This window comes from Flavobacterium sp. UM26, from assembly GCF_057922445.1.
This window is the reverse complement of the sequence record NZ_JBVHCY010000011.1, coordinates 1-15,523: the sequence shown is the minus strand read 5'-3', so window position 1 is coordinate 15,523 and position 15,523 is coordinate 1. Positions and strand designations below refer to the sequence as shown.

Here is a 15,523-nt window from a genome sequence, read left to right as displayed (position 1 = left end):
TAATAACCGAAAAAATAGCCGATATGATTTTAGAATACCAAGGTACGCACAAGGGTGTTCCAACAAAATTTACGATAAGAATTGTTGGAAACAATTTATCAAAAAGTAGCTCCAATTATCAATTGGACTTGTATGTAGGGGATAAACAATTGCCTATGTTTACAACCTTTATCCATCAAAGTTTGTCCAATTGCTTAAAAGAGATTTATTTATTTAGAAAGCACAATCAAATGACTTTTGATAGCCATTCTGAAAAGATTCTTTCATTATATGTGCCTTACGATAAAGTACTGTACAATTATCATAAGGGAATGATATTTAGAGCTTAGTATCTAGTTTTAAATGAAAAAGCTGTCCAAAAAGGGCAGCTTTTTTTATGCGGATATTGGAGAAAAAATTTCAGTTGCACTAATTAGATATGTAACAGATTCAATGCGATAATCACTTTTTTATAAAATCAAATTCGTTATATTTGTGAAAGTATAACGAATAGTTTTAAATCTAAAGTAAGTACAGATAAACAGTAACCGTTATCAAAATAAATTTTACCGAATGAAAATTAAAAGTAAAATTTGGATTGAATCCGAAGAGGGAGTTTTGATTAGCGAAGGGCGAGTACATTTGCTAAAGCTAATTGATGAAACGGGTTCGCTAAACAAAGCGGCAAAAGCGATGAATTTGTCTTATCAAAAAGCGTGGAAGTTAGTCGATGAATCCAACAAGGCAGCATCAAGCCCTTTGATTACTACTCAAATTGGTGGAAGCAAAGGAGGAGGGACTGTGTTGACGCCTTACGGTAAATCGTTAATCGCTTCTTTTGAAAGCATCAATAGCTCTTGCTGGGAGTATTTAGATGAACAATTAAAAAAACACAATCTATGACAGTTGCCACACTTTTTGACACGCCTATTCTACTGCTTTTATTACCTATCGTTGCTTTTTTGTATGCAAGTGTGGGACACGGAGGCGCCAGTGGTTATTTGGCTTTGATGAGTCTTTTTTCATTTCCAATGACTTTTATGAAACCTACGGCTTTGGTATTGAATATCTTGGTTTCGGCAGTATCGTTTTATTTCTATTATAAAGAACGAAAAATGAATTGGTCGTTGTTTTATCCCTTTGCCCTTACTTCGATTCCGTTTTCATTTTTAGGTGGTTTTTTGACCATAGACGCTTTTTATTACAAAATAATTTTGGCGACTGTTTTGGTTTTTGCAGTGCTTCGATTGCTGGGTGTCTTTGGTAAAGAAAATTCAGAAATAAGACCCGTATCCATTCCGTTGGCGTTGACCATTGGAGCCATTATTGGTTTTTTGTCGGGCTTGTTGGGAATAGGAGGAGGAATAATCTTAAGCCCAGTTTTGTTATTGCTACGATGGGCCACTATCAAACAAACCGCAGCGGTTTCGGCCTTGTTTATTTTGGTAAATTCTATTTCAGGTTTAATAGGGTTTGCGACCAAAGGCGGTACGTTGCCAGAAGCTTCTTTACTTTTAATTGCGATTGTCTTTGTAGGGGGAGTATTGGGTGCTTTTTTTGGAAGTAAAAAAATGAATACAAGTCAATTGCGATATGTTTTAGCTTTGGTTTTGGGAATTGCTATTTTTAAATTATACACGACAGCTTAATTAGAAAATAAATATGGAAAATGCTATCACAGCCTATATTTTAGCAGGAGGAAAAAGCCAACGAATGGGTACCGACAAAGGTTTTTTGGAATGGAAAGGACAGTCATTTGTGGCGAACATTATCGCTGCTTTAACTCCTGTAGTTGGGAATAGTATCGTACTAATTTCTTCAGATGAACGATACGATGCTTTGGGCGTAACCCGAATTTCGGATATCGTGACGAACAAAGGTCCTCTTGGAGGAATCTATACGGCTTTAAAACATACTACCACCAAACGCAATCTGATTTTGAGTGTGGATGTTCCAATGATTTCTTCCGAATTGTTACAATGGTTGGTCAATGCGCATTCGGATGCCTACCAAATGACGCAAGTACAAGTTAATGATAAACCAAGTCCGTTGGTCGCGGTGTATGATCGTTCCGTTCGCATTTTGTTGCCTGAATTTTTAGCAGGAAACCAACTGAAAGTAAGAAAATTTGTGGACGAACTCACACACCAAACAATCAATGTCCCTGAACAATGGAGTGCGCAATTGCAAAACATCAACACACCAGAAGAATATAAAAATTTAAAAGGATGAGCGTTACCCTAAAATATTTTGGCTTACTGGCAGAAATTACCCATTGCAACGAAGAACAAATGGAGTTGACAGCGGATGTCAATACGCTTTTGGGATTGAAAAGTGCACTAGAACATCGTTTTCCCGATTTTCAAAAAGCCGCCTACAGCATCGCTTTGAATCAAGCGCTTTGTAATGATGACCTTGCTTTACACGATGATGATGAAATTGCTTTTTTGCCTCCTTTTGCTGGTGGATAATAAAGCACTTTTTTCTTGATTAATAATCACTTAAAAAAATGAAACATTTAAGTCAAATAAGTTTTTAATTATAATAGTAAAGTTATTTATAGATGAGTAGTAAAAGTCCATAGAAGAGCGTTGAAAAAAGTAAATAAAATTGTATTTGAATCTTTTTATGATTGACTTGAGTTTACTTTTATGGGCTTCATTTTTCTTTAAAACCTAGTCAATAAAAAGGATACTGAGATGACTCCTATGTTTATAATATTTAACCGCAAGGATCGCAAAGATTTACGCAAAGTTCGCAAAGAAAAACTTAAATGACCTTCAATGCCTTATATGGTTTAAAAAAGTTAACTAGATAGTTTATAAAGAAAAAACTTCAATGTCTTATATGTTTAAACAGAATTAAATACAATATTTTAAAATGCACAACAACACCCGCTATTCCCGACAAATCATTCTCCCAGAAGTGGGAGCGCTCGGTCAGCAAAAATTACAAAACGCTTGTGTTTTGGTGATTGGTGCTGGTGGTTTGGGCTGTCCCGTTTTGCAGAACTTAGTAATGGCTGGTGTTGGGCATATCGGAATTGTTGATGGTGATGTGGTGGACGAATCCAACTTGCATCGTCAGTCTTTGTATACTCATTCGGATGTGGGAAAACAAAAAGTTGTGGTGGCTCAACAAGTGTTACAAGCACTCAATCCTGACGTGGAAATTGAAGTTTTTCCTGAATATTTCGATTCGAATACTGCGACTATGGTCGAGAAGTACCAAATCATTGTCGATTGTACCGATGCTATTGGTGTTCGGTACTTGATAAACGATGTGGCGGTGGCCAAAAGAATTCCAGTGGTCTACGCCTCGATTCATAAATTTCAAGGACAGGTTTCGGTGTTTAATTATCAAAACGGACCTTCCTATCGTTGTTTGTTTCCAGAAAAAGAAGAAGGAATCACCATTCCGAGTTGCGAAATGTCGGGAGTGCTGGGAGTAGTTCCTCAGACGTTGGGGAGTTTACAAGCCACCGAAGTACTGAAAATTATTTTAGGCGTTGGGGAGGTCTTGTCGGGTAAACTGTTACTATTTGATGCCCTTCGTGCTCAAACCCAAATGATGACTTTCGCCAAAAATCAAAAAGCGATTGAAAAAGGTATTATCAACGGAAATACGATATTGAATAATAAGAAAAAGCACAACGGTCTAAATACAACAGTTTTTTTAGAAAAATGCAATTCACCTGAAATAGTTGTAATTGATGTTCGGGAAGTGGAGGAACTTCCAGAATATAAAGGAACAAATATCATTCAGGTTCCTTTGGGACAACTAGCAGCGTACAGTAAGAGTTTGGATAAAAATCAGGAAATAGTATTGTTTTGCCAAACGGGTCAGCGTAGTCTTGCAGCTATGCAGTATCTAGAAAAATCAGGATTTGCTAACGTTTTCCATTTGGAAAAAGGCATAGTTTCATTGAAAAACCAAAATAAAAGTATAACCACATAGAATCATAGTGTATGTATCACGAGTTAAAGACCTAATAGGAATAGTACTATTTCTCACATAGATAAGCTATGTGAATAGTGAAACGTCTATTTTTTTTTATTTAAAACAACTATGAATTCTATGATTCTATGTGGTAAATACCTTTACCAATCCAACATAATTAAAATAATAGTTGATATAACTATGTGTCAATTGTTACCAAAAAATAAAAAATATGAGTAAAAAAGAAAATTCAGTTCCAGATACTGCTACCTCTCATTCGGTGAAACCTGATAAGGGGCACAAAAGTTCTTTTATCCAAGGACAAATTACCGCCGAGTTTATTGGAAATTCAATCGCCAAACACCAAAGTAAAACTAGCATTGGAGCCCATAACATTTTTCTCGGACAAGTTCGTGCCGACGAAATTAACGGGAAAAAAGTAACCGCCATTGAGTATTCGGCTTATGAAGAGATGGCAGAAGTTTCCTTTCATACCATACGCGAATCAGCTTTCGAAAAATACGATTTAACTTGTATGCATATTTACCATAGTTTGGGCAGAGTGAATGTGGGCGAAATTTGCCTTTTTGTTTTTGTTTCTGCTCCAAGACGCAAAGTGGTTTACGAAGCTTTGGAATATTTGGTAGAGGAAATCAAAGAAAAAGCACCCGTTTTCGGAAAAGAAATTTTGGAAGACGAAACGTATGTATGGAAAGAGAATAGCCCCCTAGCCCCGCCACGGCGGGGAACCACATAGGTTGTCTTAAAATTTGGGTTGAAATGCTAAAACTCTAAATCCCAAATCCTAAATCCTAAATCCTAATTCCAAAATCCTAAATCCAATGGTAGATATCACCCATAAAATAATCACCCAACGCACGGCAACCGCTCAGGCCATTGTCAAAGTTGGGACACCTGCTACAATGCAAGCGATTGTAAACAAAACGGTGCCCAAAGGCGATGTTTTGGAAGTGGCTCGAACTGCTGGTTTGTTCGCAGTAAAAAATACGTCGAGTGCTATTCCGGATTGCCATCCTATTCCGATTGAGTACACTGGAATTGACTACGAATTACTCGAAGATTCGGTAGTAATTAACGTAACCGTAAAAGCCATTTACCGAACCGGTGTTGAGGTCGAAGCCATGCACGGTGCGTCAATTGTAGCGTTGACGATGTATGATATGCTCAAACCTATCGACAAACAAGTCGAAATTTCGACCATCAAACTCTTGCACAAAAAAGGCGGTAAATCTGATTTTGGAAGCAAAAAAATATTGGATTTGTCCGTAGCCGTGATTGTGTGTTCGGATAGTGTTTCGGCTGGTAAAAAAGAAGATCGTGCAGGCAAAGTAATTACCGAAAAAGTAACGAATCTTGGCTTAAAAGTGTCTCAATACGCCATCATTCCAGATGAAATCAAAGACATTCAAACTACAATCCACCAACTTTGTGAAGACCAAAAAGAGTTGATTATCTTAACGGGTGGCACAGGTTTGTCCAATCGAGATGTGACACCAGAAGCAGTGATTCCGTTGCTAGATCGTCGTATTCCTGGCATCGAAGAAGCGATTCGTTCCTACGGACAACAGCGAACGCCTTATGCCATGTTATCTAGAAGTGTGGTAGGTTTCAAAGGCAATACTTTAATTATGGCCTTGCCCGGTTCTACCGCAGGAGCCAGCGAATCCATCGATGCGGTTTTTCCATCAATCTTGCATTTGTTCCAACTTCTAAATGGCTTTAATCATGGGCAATAATTCCGCTTTGTTGCAGGACACGCATTTTCGTACGCATTCTTATTTGCGCATTTCGATTACCGAAAAATGCAATTTGAGATGCACCTATTGCATGCCTGCCGAAGGAATTGCATTGACGCCAAGACCTCACTTAATGACCGAAGACGAAATTGTTTCCATTGCGCAAACCTTTGTGGATTTAGGCGTGACCAAAATTCGACTCACAGGCGGCGAGCCTTTAGTGCGTAAAGAAGCGCATTCTATTATCGAACGATTAGGACAATTGGGAGTCCAGCTTACTTTGACGACTAACGGACTTTTGGTACACGATTTTATTCCCACGTTTAAAAAAGCAGGAATAAAAGCGTTGAATGTAAGTATTGATACTTTGCAAAAAGAAAAATACAAAACCATTACTCGCAGGGATTCTTTTCATCAGTTATGGAATAACATTGAATTGTTGCAGCAAAATGATTTTCAAGTCAAATTGAATGTAGTGCTAATTAAGGGTTTTAATGACAATGAAATTTTAGATTTTATTGCATTGACCAAAGCACAAAAGCTTCAAATCCGTTTTATTGAGTTCATGCCTTTCGATGGCAATCAATGGAATAAAGAAAAACTCGTTTCTTATGCCGAAATTATCGAACAAGTGCATTCGGTCTATTCAGAAACCCAATTGCTCCGAATACAAGACCAGCCCAACGATACCGCTAAAAATTATAAAATCGAAGGGTTTAAAGGTAGTTTCTCCATCATCAGTTCGGTTACGAATCCGTTTTGCAATACTTGCAACCGCATTCGCCTCACCGCAGATGGGAAATTAAAAAACTGTTTATTTTCAAATTCAGAAACGGCTTTGTTGCCGACCCTGAGAGCGGCAAACCCCATCGAACCGCTTATTTATGAAAACATCCAATCCAAACACGCGATGCGTGGCGGTATGGACAACGATGCCAAGTTTCAAAATCCCGATTTATTCACACAGAATAGAAGCATGATTAAGATTGGGGGGTAAGAGGTTTTGAGATGCATTCCATAAGAATTAAGTTCTCCTGACTTTCTAATCCTAACACATCAGATTTGAAATTTGGAATTTCAGTTTGGGTATTTTTTCGATGCTTGGAATTTAGAATTTTAGTTTTGGAATTTCATCCCAATTTTTGGAATTTCCTTCCGCTTTATTTCAATTCAAATGTCATCCAAATAGGAACGTGATCCGAAATTTTTCGGGCGTCTTTCAAGCTGTAAAAAGCAGTGTAGAAGGGAAGAATCCCTGCTTGATAGACCTTGGTTTTGGTAGAGAGATAAAAGAAATTATCGAATTCTGAAGCCAAACAAGCATTGTGCTGACAAGCTTTTTTCAAGGAGGTTTTCTGTCCTTTCAGAGCGGAGTCATAGCCCATTTTCTTTAAAGGAGTAAAAACAGAGTGGGATTGCGGACAGTTGAAATCACCCAAAAACAAGAGGTTCAATTGTGGGTATTGAGTGGGCAAATACTTAAAATATTTGATTTCTTTTTCAGGTTGTTTGCTTTTGGTGATGGCATGAAAGTTCACGAGCGTAACTTCTTTTTGGTTGATTACAAAAGTGGCTAAGTATGGTTCGCGGTCTATTTCGAGTTGGAATTTCGACTCCAACCACGGTTTCCCTTTCAGGCGGGCGCGACTCGTTTTCCATAAATAGGCATAGCGCTCCGTTTTGTAAGCACTGCTGCTGGTGGGATCGCTAATAACATAATCCCATTTACTCCCTTTTCGGTTTAATTCGTCGGCTAATGTAGCCACAACTTGTGCGCCACCATAACCTGCCACTACTTCTTGAATCGCCACTATATCGTAGTCCTTAACAGTATTTGCAATGAAGCGAATCTCACTATTGGATTTTGATTGACCAAAGTTTGCTATGTTCCAAGACAAAAGCCGCGTTTGAGCATAAAAGGAGGTACATAAAAGGAAAAGAAACAGGCTGTAGGTCTTGTTCATCAATTAGGGAATTTGGGCCCCAAAGATAAAGATTGTAAAAGAAACATCAGTCTTCCCAGCCACAGAGAGTAAGACCTAAATTTTCGGCTTTAGATTGGATATGCTAAAATTGACGATAAGATTGAGCTCTTCAATCAACCCGGATTGCATCCCACTACAGGCAAAACGCTAAAACTCATAACACGATACATTATCAACAAATACCTTAGAGAGTAGTACTGTGTTTTTTTGATTTCAATTTTTTGCTTGCGCTATTTCATTGCTTTATCGAATGATACAGTACTTTAGATAATTTCATTTGATTAATAAAAGGATTCTTATATTTTTGCAACCTAAAATTTAAAACAATAAGAGCATCATGAAAGATTTAGTAGCAAGAATTAACGCTGAAATGGAAAACTTTAAAACAGAATCAGAAGCATTGGTAGAAAAAGGAGTAAAAGCAGCTTGTGCTAGAGCTCGTAAATCAAGCTTAGAAATAGAAAAACTATTAAAAGAATTCAGAAAAGTTTCTATCGAAGAATCTAAGAAATAATTGCTTGTAAAGGAATGTAAAAAATGGGGTGTAACAACCCCATTTTTTTATTCGAAATGTTTCGGAAAGCTTCAAAAAAAGGGGGGATAATTTTTTTTAGCAGTAAATTTTTATGATACTTCTGGATTGAGAGTTCAATATTTCATACAAATTAAAGTCACATAAAGCACAATCATAGTTTAACCTTCAAATTCAATAAATACCTAGAAAAAAGAGAAAATAGACCTTAAGTATTGCCTCAAAAATGCCTAACTTTAGCAGAAGAAAAAATTCAAAAAGAGAGGTACAGTTGTTCCATGAATTGAGTTTTTTCCATTCATTTAACTTATGCATAATGTTCCGATTCCTATTATTTTTTGTAGTGTTGAGTAGTTATACCTGCCACGCTCAAACCCAAACAGCCAAAGAAGTCAATCATCAAGCCCAAACTTGGGTGAGTCTTAATACCAATTACAAATTCAATGACCGCTGGGGAATGATGAATGATGTCCACATCCGCAGAACCGATTTTGCCGATAAAGAAAATTTTTATTTCGCCCGAACAGGAATTACCTATACTGCCTATCCTAATCTAACTTTAGCTTTTGGTTATGCGCATTTGTGGTTAGCACCAGCCAAACCAGAATGGAATAACTTTGCCGACGAGAATAGGGTCTATCAACAGGTCATTTATACGTCCAAAATTGGAAAAGTCAATGTACTCCAAAGAATAAGAAATGAACAAAGATGGCAAGACAAAATGGCGAATGACGTCGCAGTCGATACCCGATTCACCAATAGAGTCCGCTATTTGTTAAGCTTTACCATTCCAGTTTTTAAAGACAAATCACTCCCATCATTGGTCATAGCCGATGAGTTATTACTACATTTTGGCAAAGAAGTAGTGTACAATACCCTAGACCAAAACCGAATTTTTATAGGAATCAGACAAAATATAACCCCAAAACTCAGTTATGATTTTGGTTATATGAATGTCTTTCAACAAAAATATTCTGGATATCAATACGATGCCAACCACACACTTCGATTATTCTTCTATTACAACGGAGGTAAAACCCCCGAAAAGAAAGCGGTACACCATCAAGACGGGGAAGAGTAAGTTTTTTATTTTATCTTTATTTTAAACAATAAAAATTAAATTTAACTTATTTTGCGTAATTTATGTTTTATATTTTATTTATTTTGTATTTTTAAAGAAAATTTATTTTCAAGAAATACAACCAAACACCACATAACAAAACCAATAGTTTTATGAAAGCAACACGTAAAGAGCACGACTTTTTAGGAGAACTTGAAATCCCAAACGAAGTATATTACGGAGTACAAACATTTAGAGCAGTAGAAAATTTTAATATTACAGGTATTCCAATCTCAAAAGAGCCTTTGTTTATCAAAGCCTTAGGTTATGTGAAAAAAGCAGCAGCCTTGGCAAACAAAGACTGTGGTGTTCTAGATGCCAAAATTGCCGAAGCCATTTGTTATGGTAGTGACCAATTGATTGCTGGAAAATTCGACCAAGAGTTTGTGAGCGATTTAATCCAAGGTGGCGCAGGAACTTCTGTAAACATGAATGCCAACGAGGTAATAGCGAATATTGGCTTAGAATACTTAGGACACAAAAAAGGGGAGTATCAGTACTTACACCCAAACAATCATGTCAATTGCTCTCAATCCACAAACGATGCCTATCCTTCGGCCTTCCGAATTGCGTTATATCTTAAAATGGAAAGCTTTTTGACTACTTTAGAGGAACTAGAAAAAGCATTTACTGCAAAGGGTCGTGAGTTTAGTAAAGTCTTAAAAATGGGGCGTACGCAGTTGCAGGATGCAGTACCAATGACCTTAGGGCAAGAATTTCATGCTTATGCAACAACCATTGGCGAAGACATCAAACGCCTAAAAGAAGCTCAAAGTCTAGTACTCGAAATCAATATGGGAGCAACAGCAATAGGAACTAGAGTAAATGCACCAGAAGGCTATCCAGAAAAATGTGTGGGATATTTGGCTCAGGAAGTCGGAATTCCACTTACACTCTCTCCAGATTTAATCGAAGCTACCGTAGATACTGGTGCTTATGTACAAATCATGGGGACCCTAAAACGCACCGCAGTAAAAATCTCCAAGATTTGCAACGACCTTCGTCTTTTGAGCTCAGGACCCAGAACTGGTTTCAACGAAATCAATTTACCACCACGCCAGCCAGGTTCTTCAATCATGCCCGGAAAGGTAAATCCTGTAATCCCCGAAGTAGTCAATCAAACTTGCTTCTACGTAATCGGACAAGATTTAACCGTGACGATGGCCGCCGAGGCAGGTCAATTACAGTTAAATGTAATGGAGCCCGTAATCGCATTCGCCATGTTTACCTCACTCGATTATTTGTCCAATGCCCTTCATACCTTAATTGACAAATGCATTGTGGGTATCACGGCCAACGAAGCACATTGCTATGACCTAGTGATGAACAGCATCGGAATCGTGACACAATTGAATCCAATTTTAGGTTACGAGGAAAGCGCAAGCATTGCCGGCGAAGCCTTAAAAACCGGTAAAAGCGTTCATCAAATTGCGGTAATAGAGCGCCAATTAATCACGCAAGCCAAATGGGACGAAATCTATTCAATAGACAATCTCATCAATCCTAGATTTATCAATTCCTAAAAGTAGTAGTAGGAGCAGTAAAAAAGGGTAATATCAGTAGGCATCGTCCCGCTCTCCGCTATATCTCCTGTTTTGCCTCGTTCGAAAAAACGAGACAAAACAGGAGGATGCCGCTGCGATCGGGGCTATAAGGAAAGAGGGTTTTTAATCTGGAATCATTTCAAAATCTAAATTCGACAAATAGCACTAAGTTTTTCTAGATGTAATTAAGCTGTTGTTTTCTTGCATGGTCTTTTTCTAGTCCTTGTAGGTATTCAACTTCTGATAATGCTTTCTGTATAACAGTAGTTTGCTAGTTATTCCTGCAAGGTCTTTTTCCAGACCTTGTTGGTATTCAACTTCTGATAATGCTTTCTGTTTAAAAGTAGTTTGTTAGTTATTCCTGCAAGGTCTTTTTTCAGACCTTGTAGGTATTCAACTTCTGATAATGCTTTCTGTTTAAAAGTAGTTTGTTAGTTATTCCTGCAAGGTCTTTTTCGAGACCTTGTAGGTATTCAACTTCTGATAATGCTTTCTGTTTAAAAGTAGTTTGCTAGTTATTCCTGCAAGGTCTTTTTCGAGACCTTGTTGGTATTCAACTTCTGATAATGCTTTCTGTTTAAAAGTAGTTTGCTAGTTATTTTTGCAAGGTCTTTTTTCAGGCCTTGTAGGTATTCAACTTCTGATAATGATTTCTGAATAACAGTAGTTTGCTAGTTATTCCTGCAAGGTCTTTTTCGAGACCTTGTAGGTTTTCAGTTTCTGATAATGCTTTCTGTTTAAAAGTAGTTTGCTAGTTATTCCTGCAAGGTCTTTTTTCAGGCCTTGTAGGTATTCAAACTTCCGACAAAAATTATTTAGTAGTGACCTAATTTGCTAATCATCCAAGCAAGGCTTTGTCTAATCCTATAAAGGACTTCGCCAACTATTTGTTTGCGAAGTTTCAACGGGAATGAACTATACTATTTGTTTACAGAATTTGAATAGGAATGGGCTTTAGCCCATTCTTTAAAATATGTTTCGTATTCGGCTTTAGCCAAAATCTTCACTTTGATTTGAAACGGTAGTCGTCAACAATGGGAAGTCAATCCCTAAAAAAAAAAGACATAAAAAAAACCCGAACATCCGTTCGGGTTTTTCTATATAAGTAAGTAATCTAAATTGAGTTGATAAAACGTTTATTTTACTTTATTAAGTATAGCTTTGAATGCTTCTGGGTGATTCATAGCTAAATCTGCAAGAACTTTACGGTTCAATTCGATATTGTTAGCTTTCAATTTCCCAATGAATTGTGAATAAGACATTCCTTCCAATCTAGCTCCAGCGTTGATACGTTGAATCCATAAAGCACGGAAATTTCTTTTATTTACTTTTCTATCGCGGTAAGCGTAGCACATAGCTTTCTCAACCGCATTCTTAGCAACTGTCCAAACGTTTTTACGTCTTCCAAAGAAACCTTTGGCTTGCTTCATTATTTTTTTTCTTCTTGCTCTTTTAGCAACTGAATTTACCGATCTTGGCATAATTTTACTGTTTTTTTGTAGCAGGCGTCCTGAATTCAATCAAAGGAACTTATGGCCATACTCCAAGGTTATTAAATGTTTTTTAACCTAAAGAATTCTTTAAAGTAATAGTCTTAAATACTCAAGACTTGATACTTTTTATTAGATGATTCTTAATTGTTGTTTGATACTTTTCATATCTGTAGTGTGAACTAGCGCTGAGTGTGTCAAGGCTAATTTACGTTTCTTAGATTTTTTAGTCAAGATATGACTTTTAAAAGCATGCTTTCTTTTAATCTTTCCAGAACCAGTAACTTTGAAACGTTTTTTGGCGCTAGATTTGGTTTTCATTTTAGGCATTTTTTCCTAGATTTTTAATTTATTCTTACTTACTTATTTTTGACTTTCAAGCTCAACCGAAAGGAGGAACCAGAAAAGATATCATTACTCACCCTATGAATCTTGTTAGCGTTTCTTTTCCCTTCTCTTGGAGGGGCTGGGGGAGGCTCTACTTTTTCTTCTTCGGTGTAATGAACATAATCATTCGCTTACCTTCCAATACTGGCATGGCTTCCACTTTACCGTATTCTTCAAGATCTGTCGCCAAACGCAACAATAAAATTTGGCCTTGGTCTTTGTAGATGATCGAACGTCCTTTAAAGAATACAAACGCTTTTAATTTAGCACCTTCTTTTAGGAATTTCTCAGCATTCTTTCTTTTAAACTCATAATCATGCTCATCAGTTTGAGGACCAAAACGAATTTCTTTAACCACGACCTGTGAAGATTTTGCTTTCAGAATTTTGTCACGCTTCTTTTGCTCGTAAACAAATTTCTTATAATCCATAATCTTACATACCGGTGGTTCTGCATTGGGAGAAATTTCAACCAAATCCAATTCAAACTCATCCGCAAGACGTAATGCTTCGGCTAATTTAAAAACACCTGGCTCGATGTTCTCACCTACAAGTCTTACTTCCTGTACACCACGAATATTGTTATTGATTCTGTGGGCATCCTTTTTTTCTACGCGAGGTTGATAACCTCTGTTGCTTCTTATTGCTATGACTTTATAATTTAAGTTAAACTGTAAATACTTTCAATGTTTTGCTAATTTCTTCTTCAACAATAGCGGCAAATTCATCTATTGTTACGCTTATATTTCCTTTACCTTCTTGACCATGTCTACGGATCGAAACGGTACCGTTTTTCTCTTCTTCCTCACCTACAATCAACATAAATGGGGTTTTCTGCATCTCGGCATCTCTGATTTTCTTTCCAATAGTCTCGTTTCTATTGTCAATTAGGGCGCGAATTTCGTGATTTTCTAGCAGATTTAAAACTTTTTTAGCATAATTTTCATATTTCTCACTCAAACACAAGATTATAGCCTGTTCGGGCATTAACCAAAGAGGGAAATTTCCTGCTGTGTGTTCTAGTAAAATCGCTATAAATCGCTCCATAGAACCAAATGGTGCACGGTGAATCATAACGGGTCTATGTAGTTCGTTGTCAGAACCTTTATAAGTCAATTCGAAACGCTCTGGTAAGTTATAGTCTACTTGAATTGTTCCTAATTGCCATTGTCTACCTAAAGCATCTTTTACCATAAAATCCAATTTTGGACCATAAAAAGCGGCTTCACCATATTCTACAACAGTGTTCAGACCTTTGTCTTTTGCGGCATTGATAATTGCATTTTCTGCTTTCTCCCAGTTTTCGTCACTACCAATGTATTTATCTCGGTTTTCTTGATCTCGTAACGAAACTTGAGCGGTAAAGTTTTCAAATCCTAAAGAACCAAACACGTAAAGAACTAAATCAATTACTTTTTTGAATTCTTCGTCTAACTGCTCTGGAGTACAAAAGATGTGGGCGTCGTCTTGAGTAAATCCACGAACGCGAGTTAATCCGTGTAGCTCTCCACTTTGTTCGTAACGGTACACTGTTCCAAATTCAGCATAACGCTTTGGTAAGTCTTTGTATGACCAAGGGCGAACATTATAAATTTCACAGTGATGAGGGCAGTTCATAGGTTTTAGCAAAAACTCTTCTCCCTCGGCTGGGGTGTTGATGGGCTGGAAACTATCGGCGCCATATTTAGCATAATGCCCCGAAGTTACGTATAGATCCTTCTGTCCAATGTGTGGAGTCACTACTTGCTCGTAACCGGCCTTCTTTTGGGCTTTTTTCAAAAATTGCTCTAAACGATCTCTTAAGGCGGCACCTTTTGGTAGCCATAATGGCAAACCTTGTCCTACTTTTTGCGAAAAAGCGAACAACTCCAACTCTTTTCCAAGTTTTCTATGGTCACGGCGTTTGGCTTCTTCAAGTAATTCTAGATATTCAGTTAGGTCTTTTTGTTTTGGGAAAGACGTACCGTACACACGGGTCAATTGTTTATTCTTCTCGTCTCCCCTCCAGTAAGCACCTGCAACACTCATAATTTTTACAGCTTTTATGATGCCTGTGTTAGGAATGTGACCACCTCTACATAAATCGGTAAAAGTAGAATGATCGCAAAATGTTATGGTACCGTCTTCTAGATTGCTAATCAATTCAGTTTTGTAAACATTGTTTTTGTAAACTTCCAATGCTTCGGCTTTAGAAACAGCACGCATTTTAAATTCATGTTTCTCTCTCGAAATTTCTAAAATACGATTTTCGATAGCTTTAAAATCAGCTTCTGTGATTTTTTGTTCGCCAAAGTCAACATCATAATAAAACCCATTTGCGATGGCTGGTCCAAGAGTCAATTGTATGCCTGGAAACATTTCCTCTAATACCTGTGCCATAACATGCGAGGTAGAATGCCAGAAAGCTTTTTTTCCCTCGGCATCATTCCATGTATACAAAACAAGACTTCCGTCAGTGGTCAATGGGGTGCTCGTCTCAATAGTAGTGCCTTCAAAAGATGCCGAAATGACATTTCTTGCAAATCCCTCACTAATGTTTTTGGCAACCTCCATTGGAGTAATGCCTGGTGCAAACGCTCTAATTGACCCGTCGGGTAAAGTAATATTAATCATTGTTCTTTATATTTTAGGAATGCAAATATAAACGTTTACTAAAACACCTTCAATATATAGTCGTCTTTTTTTTAGGAGCTTTTTCCGGCTGTCCGTTGTATCTCTTGGGTCGAACCCCGCCCCAAGAGGATGCCACTCCCATCCGGGCTAGGGTAGTGAATGCTAAAAGAGCGTTTTT

Annotated in this window: 17 protein-coding genes; 12 read left to right on the top strand and 5 right to left on the bottom strand. The window is 37.4% G+C overall.

The features are described 5' to 3' along the window. Positions 1 to 23: 23 nt before the first annotated feature. The 9 genes from ACZ1AQ_RS12755 (at position 24) to moaA (ending at position 6,672) form a co-directional block, all read left to right on the top strand. Positions 24 to 329: a hypothetical protein gene (locus tag ACZ1AQ_RS12755; RefSeq protein WP_159686461.1), complete on the top strand. Its 306-nt coding sequence runs from the start codon at positions 24 to 26 to the stop codon at positions 327 to 329. Positions 330 to 552: 223 nt separating this feature from the next. Further along, positions 553 to 882, top strand: a complete 330-nt coding sequence (locus ACZ1AQ_RS12750; protein ID WP_489633272.1) for a winged helix-turn-helix domain-containing protein — start codon at positions 553 to 555, stop codon at positions 880 to 882. Next, positions 879 to 1,628, top strand: a complete 750-nt coding sequence (locus ACZ1AQ_RS12745) for a sulfite exporter TauE/SafE family protein (RefSeq protein WP_489633271.1) — start codon at positions 879 to 881, stop codon at positions 1,626 to 1,628. Before ACZ1AQ_RS12750 ends, ACZ1AQ_RS12745 begins: the two co-directional genes overlap by 4 nt. Positions 1,629 to 1,641: 13 nt before the next feature. After that, positions 1,642 to 2,211 (top strand): molybdenum cofactor guanylyltransferase, encoded by a 570-nt coding sequence (gene mobA / locus ACZ1AQ_RS12740; RefSeq protein ID WP_489633270.1) that lies wholly within the window; start codon positions 1,642 to 1,644, stop codon positions 2,209 to 2,211. After that, positions 2,208 to 2,450, top strand: a complete 243-nt coding sequence (locus ACZ1AQ_RS12735) for a MoaD/ThiS family protein (protein WP_489633269.1) — start codon at positions 2,208 to 2,210, stop codon at positions 2,448 to 2,450. The genes mobA and ACZ1AQ_RS12735 overlap by 4 nt, the downstream gene beginning before the upstream one ends. Before the next feature lie 409 nt (positions 2,451 to 2,859). After that, positions 2,860 to 3,936 (top strand): ThiF family adenylyltransferase, encoded by a 1,077-nt coding sequence (locus ACZ1AQ_RS12730; RefSeq protein ID WP_489633268.1) that lies wholly within the window; start codon positions 2,860 to 2,862, stop codon positions 3,934 to 3,936. A 214-nt stretch (positions 3,937 to 4,150) separates the two neighbouring features. Then, positions 4,151 to 4,675 carry a molybdenum cofactor biosynthesis protein MoaE gene (locus ACZ1AQ_RS12725; RefSeq protein ID WP_489633267.1) on the top strand — a complete coding sequence of 175 codons (525 nt, stop codon included), beginning with the start codon at positions 4,151 to 4,153 and terminating at the stop codon, positions 4,673 to 4,675. Between the two features lie 85 nt (positions 4,676 to 4,760). Then, positions 4,761 to 5,675, top strand: coding sequence for a bifunctional molybdenum cofactor biosynthesis protein MoaC/MoaB (moaCB, locus tag ACZ1AQ_RS12720; protein WP_489633266.1), 915 nt, complete (start codon positions 4,761 to 4,763; stop codon positions 5,673 to 5,675). Then, positions 5,665 to 6,672 (top strand): GTP 3',8-cyclase MoaA, encoded by a 1,008-nt coding sequence (gene moaA / locus ACZ1AQ_RS12715; RefSeq protein ID WP_489633265.1) that lies wholly within the window; start codon positions 5,665 to 5,667, stop codon positions 6,670 to 6,672. Before moaCB ends, moaA begins: the two co-directional genes overlap by 11 nt. Positions 6,673 to 6,835: 163 nt before the next feature. On the opposite strand, the gene ACZ1AQ_RS12710 is transcribed toward moaA, so the two are convergent. After that, a complete protein-coding gene (locus ACZ1AQ_RS12710; protein ID WP_489633264.1) occupies positions 6,836 to 7,639 on the bottom strand; it encodes an endonuclease/exonuclease/phosphatase family protein in 804 nt (267 codons plus the stop codon). 358 nt (positions 7,640 to 7,997) lie between these two features. On the opposite strand from ACZ1AQ_RS12710, the gene ACZ1AQ_RS12705 reads away from it, so the two are divergent. From ACZ1AQ_RS12705 to aspA, 3 genes are all read left to right on the top strand, one after another. Further along, positions 7,998 to 8,174 (top strand): histone H1, encoded by a 177-nt coding sequence (locus ACZ1AQ_RS12705; protein ID WP_489633263.1) that lies wholly within the window; start codon positions 7,998 to 8,000, stop codon positions 8,172 to 8,174. Positions 8,175 to 8,508: 334 nt separating this feature from the next. Beyond that, positions 8,509 to 9,273, top strand: coding sequence for a DUF2490 domain-containing protein (locus ACZ1AQ_RS12700; RefSeq protein WP_489633262.1), 765 nt, complete (start codon positions 8,509 to 8,511; stop codon positions 9,271 to 9,273). Positions 9,274 to 9,425: 152 nt separating this feature from the next. Then, a complete protein-coding gene (aspA, locus tag ACZ1AQ_RS12695) occupies positions 9,426 to 10,835 on the top strand; it encodes an aspartate ammonia-lyase (protein ID WP_489633261.1) in 1,410 nt (469 codons plus the stop codon). 1,157 nt (positions 10,836 to 11,992) lie between these two features. Here the strand turns inward: aspA and rplT are convergent. From rplT to thrS, 4 genes are all read right to left on the bottom strand, one after another. After that, on the bottom strand, positions 11,993 to 12,337 hold the full coding sequence (gene rplT / locus ACZ1AQ_RS12690; RefSeq protein WP_342693462.1) for a 50S ribosomal protein L20: 345 nt from the start codon (positions 12,335 to 12,337) through the stop codon (positions 11,993 to 11,995). 141 nt (positions 12,338 to 12,478) lie between these two features. Next, positions 12,479 to 12,676, bottom strand: coding sequence for a 50S ribosomal protein L35 (gene rpmI / locus ACZ1AQ_RS12685; RefSeq protein ID WP_024982756.1), 198 nt, complete (start codon positions 12,674 to 12,676; stop codon positions 12,479 to 12,481). Positions 12,677 to 12,824: 148 nt separating this feature from the next. Further along, on the bottom strand, positions 12,825 to 13,382 hold the full coding sequence (infC, locus tag ACZ1AQ_RS12680; protein WP_489633379.1) for a translation initiation factor IF-3: 558 nt from the start codon (positions 13,380 to 13,382) through the stop codon (positions 12,825 to 12,827). Positions 13,383 to 13,398: 16 nt separating this feature from the next. Further along, on the bottom strand, positions 13,399 to 15,345 hold the full coding sequence (gene thrS, locus ACZ1AQ_RS12675) for a threonine--tRNA ligase (RefSeq protein WP_489633260.1): 1,947 nt from the start codon (positions 15,343 to 15,345) through the stop codon (positions 13,399 to 13,401). Between the last annotated feature and the right edge of the window lie 178 nt (positions 15,346 to 15,523).

Coding starts and splice junctions, on each gene's coding strand:
- ACZ1AQ_RS12755 (WP_159686461.1), top strand. CDS start 24: ATGATTTTAGAATACCAAGGTACGCACAAGGGTGTTCCAACAAAATTT.
- ACZ1AQ_RS12750 (WP_489633272.1), top strand. CDS start 553: ATGAAAATTAAAAGTAAAATTTGGATTGAATCCGAAGAGGGAGTTTTG.
- ACZ1AQ_RS12745 (WP_489633271.1), top strand. CDS start 879: ATGACAGTTGCCACACTTTTTGACACGCCTATTCTACTGCTTTTATTA.
- mobA (WP_489633270.1), top strand. CDS start 1,642: ATGGAAAATGCTATCACAGCCTATATTTTAGCAGGAGGAAAAAGCCAA.
- ACZ1AQ_RS12735 (WP_489633269.1), top strand. CDS start 2,208: ATGAGCGTTACCCTAAAATATTTTGGCTTACTGGCAGAAATTACCCAT.
- ACZ1AQ_RS12730 (WP_489633268.1), top strand. CDS start 2,860: ATGCACAACAACACCCGCTATTCCCGACAAATCATTCTCCCAGAAGTG.
- ACZ1AQ_RS12725 (WP_489633267.1), top strand. CDS start 4,151: ATGAGTAAAAAAGAAAATTCAGTTCCAGATACTGCTACCTCTCATTCG.
- moaCB (WP_489633266.1), top strand. CDS start 4,761: ATGGTAGATATCACCCATAAAATAATCACCCAACGCACGGCAACCGCT.
- moaA (WP_489633265.1), top strand. CDS start 5,665: ATGGGCAATAATTCCGCTTTGTTGCAGGACACGCATTTTCGTACGCAT.
- ACZ1AQ_RS12710 (WP_489633264.1), bottom strand. CDS start 7,639: ATGAACAAGACCTACAGCCTGTTTCTTTTCCTTTTATGTACCTCCTTT.
- ACZ1AQ_RS12705 (WP_489633263.1), top strand. CDS start 7,998: ATGAAAGATTTAGTAGCAAGAATTAACGCTGAAATGGAAAACTTTAAA.
- ACZ1AQ_RS12700 (WP_489633262.1), top strand. CDS start 8,509: ATGTTCCGATTCCTATTATTTTTTGTAGTGTTGAGTAGTTATACCTGC.
- aspA (WP_489633261.1), top strand. CDS start 9,426: ATGAAAGCAACACGTAAAGAGCACGACTTTTTAGGAGAACTTGAAATC.
- rplT (WP_342693462.1), bottom strand. CDS start 12,337: ATGCCAAGATCGGTAAATTCAGTTGCTAAAAGAGCAAGAAGAAAAAAA.
- rpmI (WP_024982756.1), bottom strand. CDS start 12,676: ATGCCTAAAATGAAAACCAAATCTAGCGCCAAAAAACGTTTCAAAGTT.
- thrS (WP_489633260.1), bottom strand. CDS start 15,345: ATGATTAATATTACTTTACCCGACGGGTCAATTAGAGCGTTTGCACCA.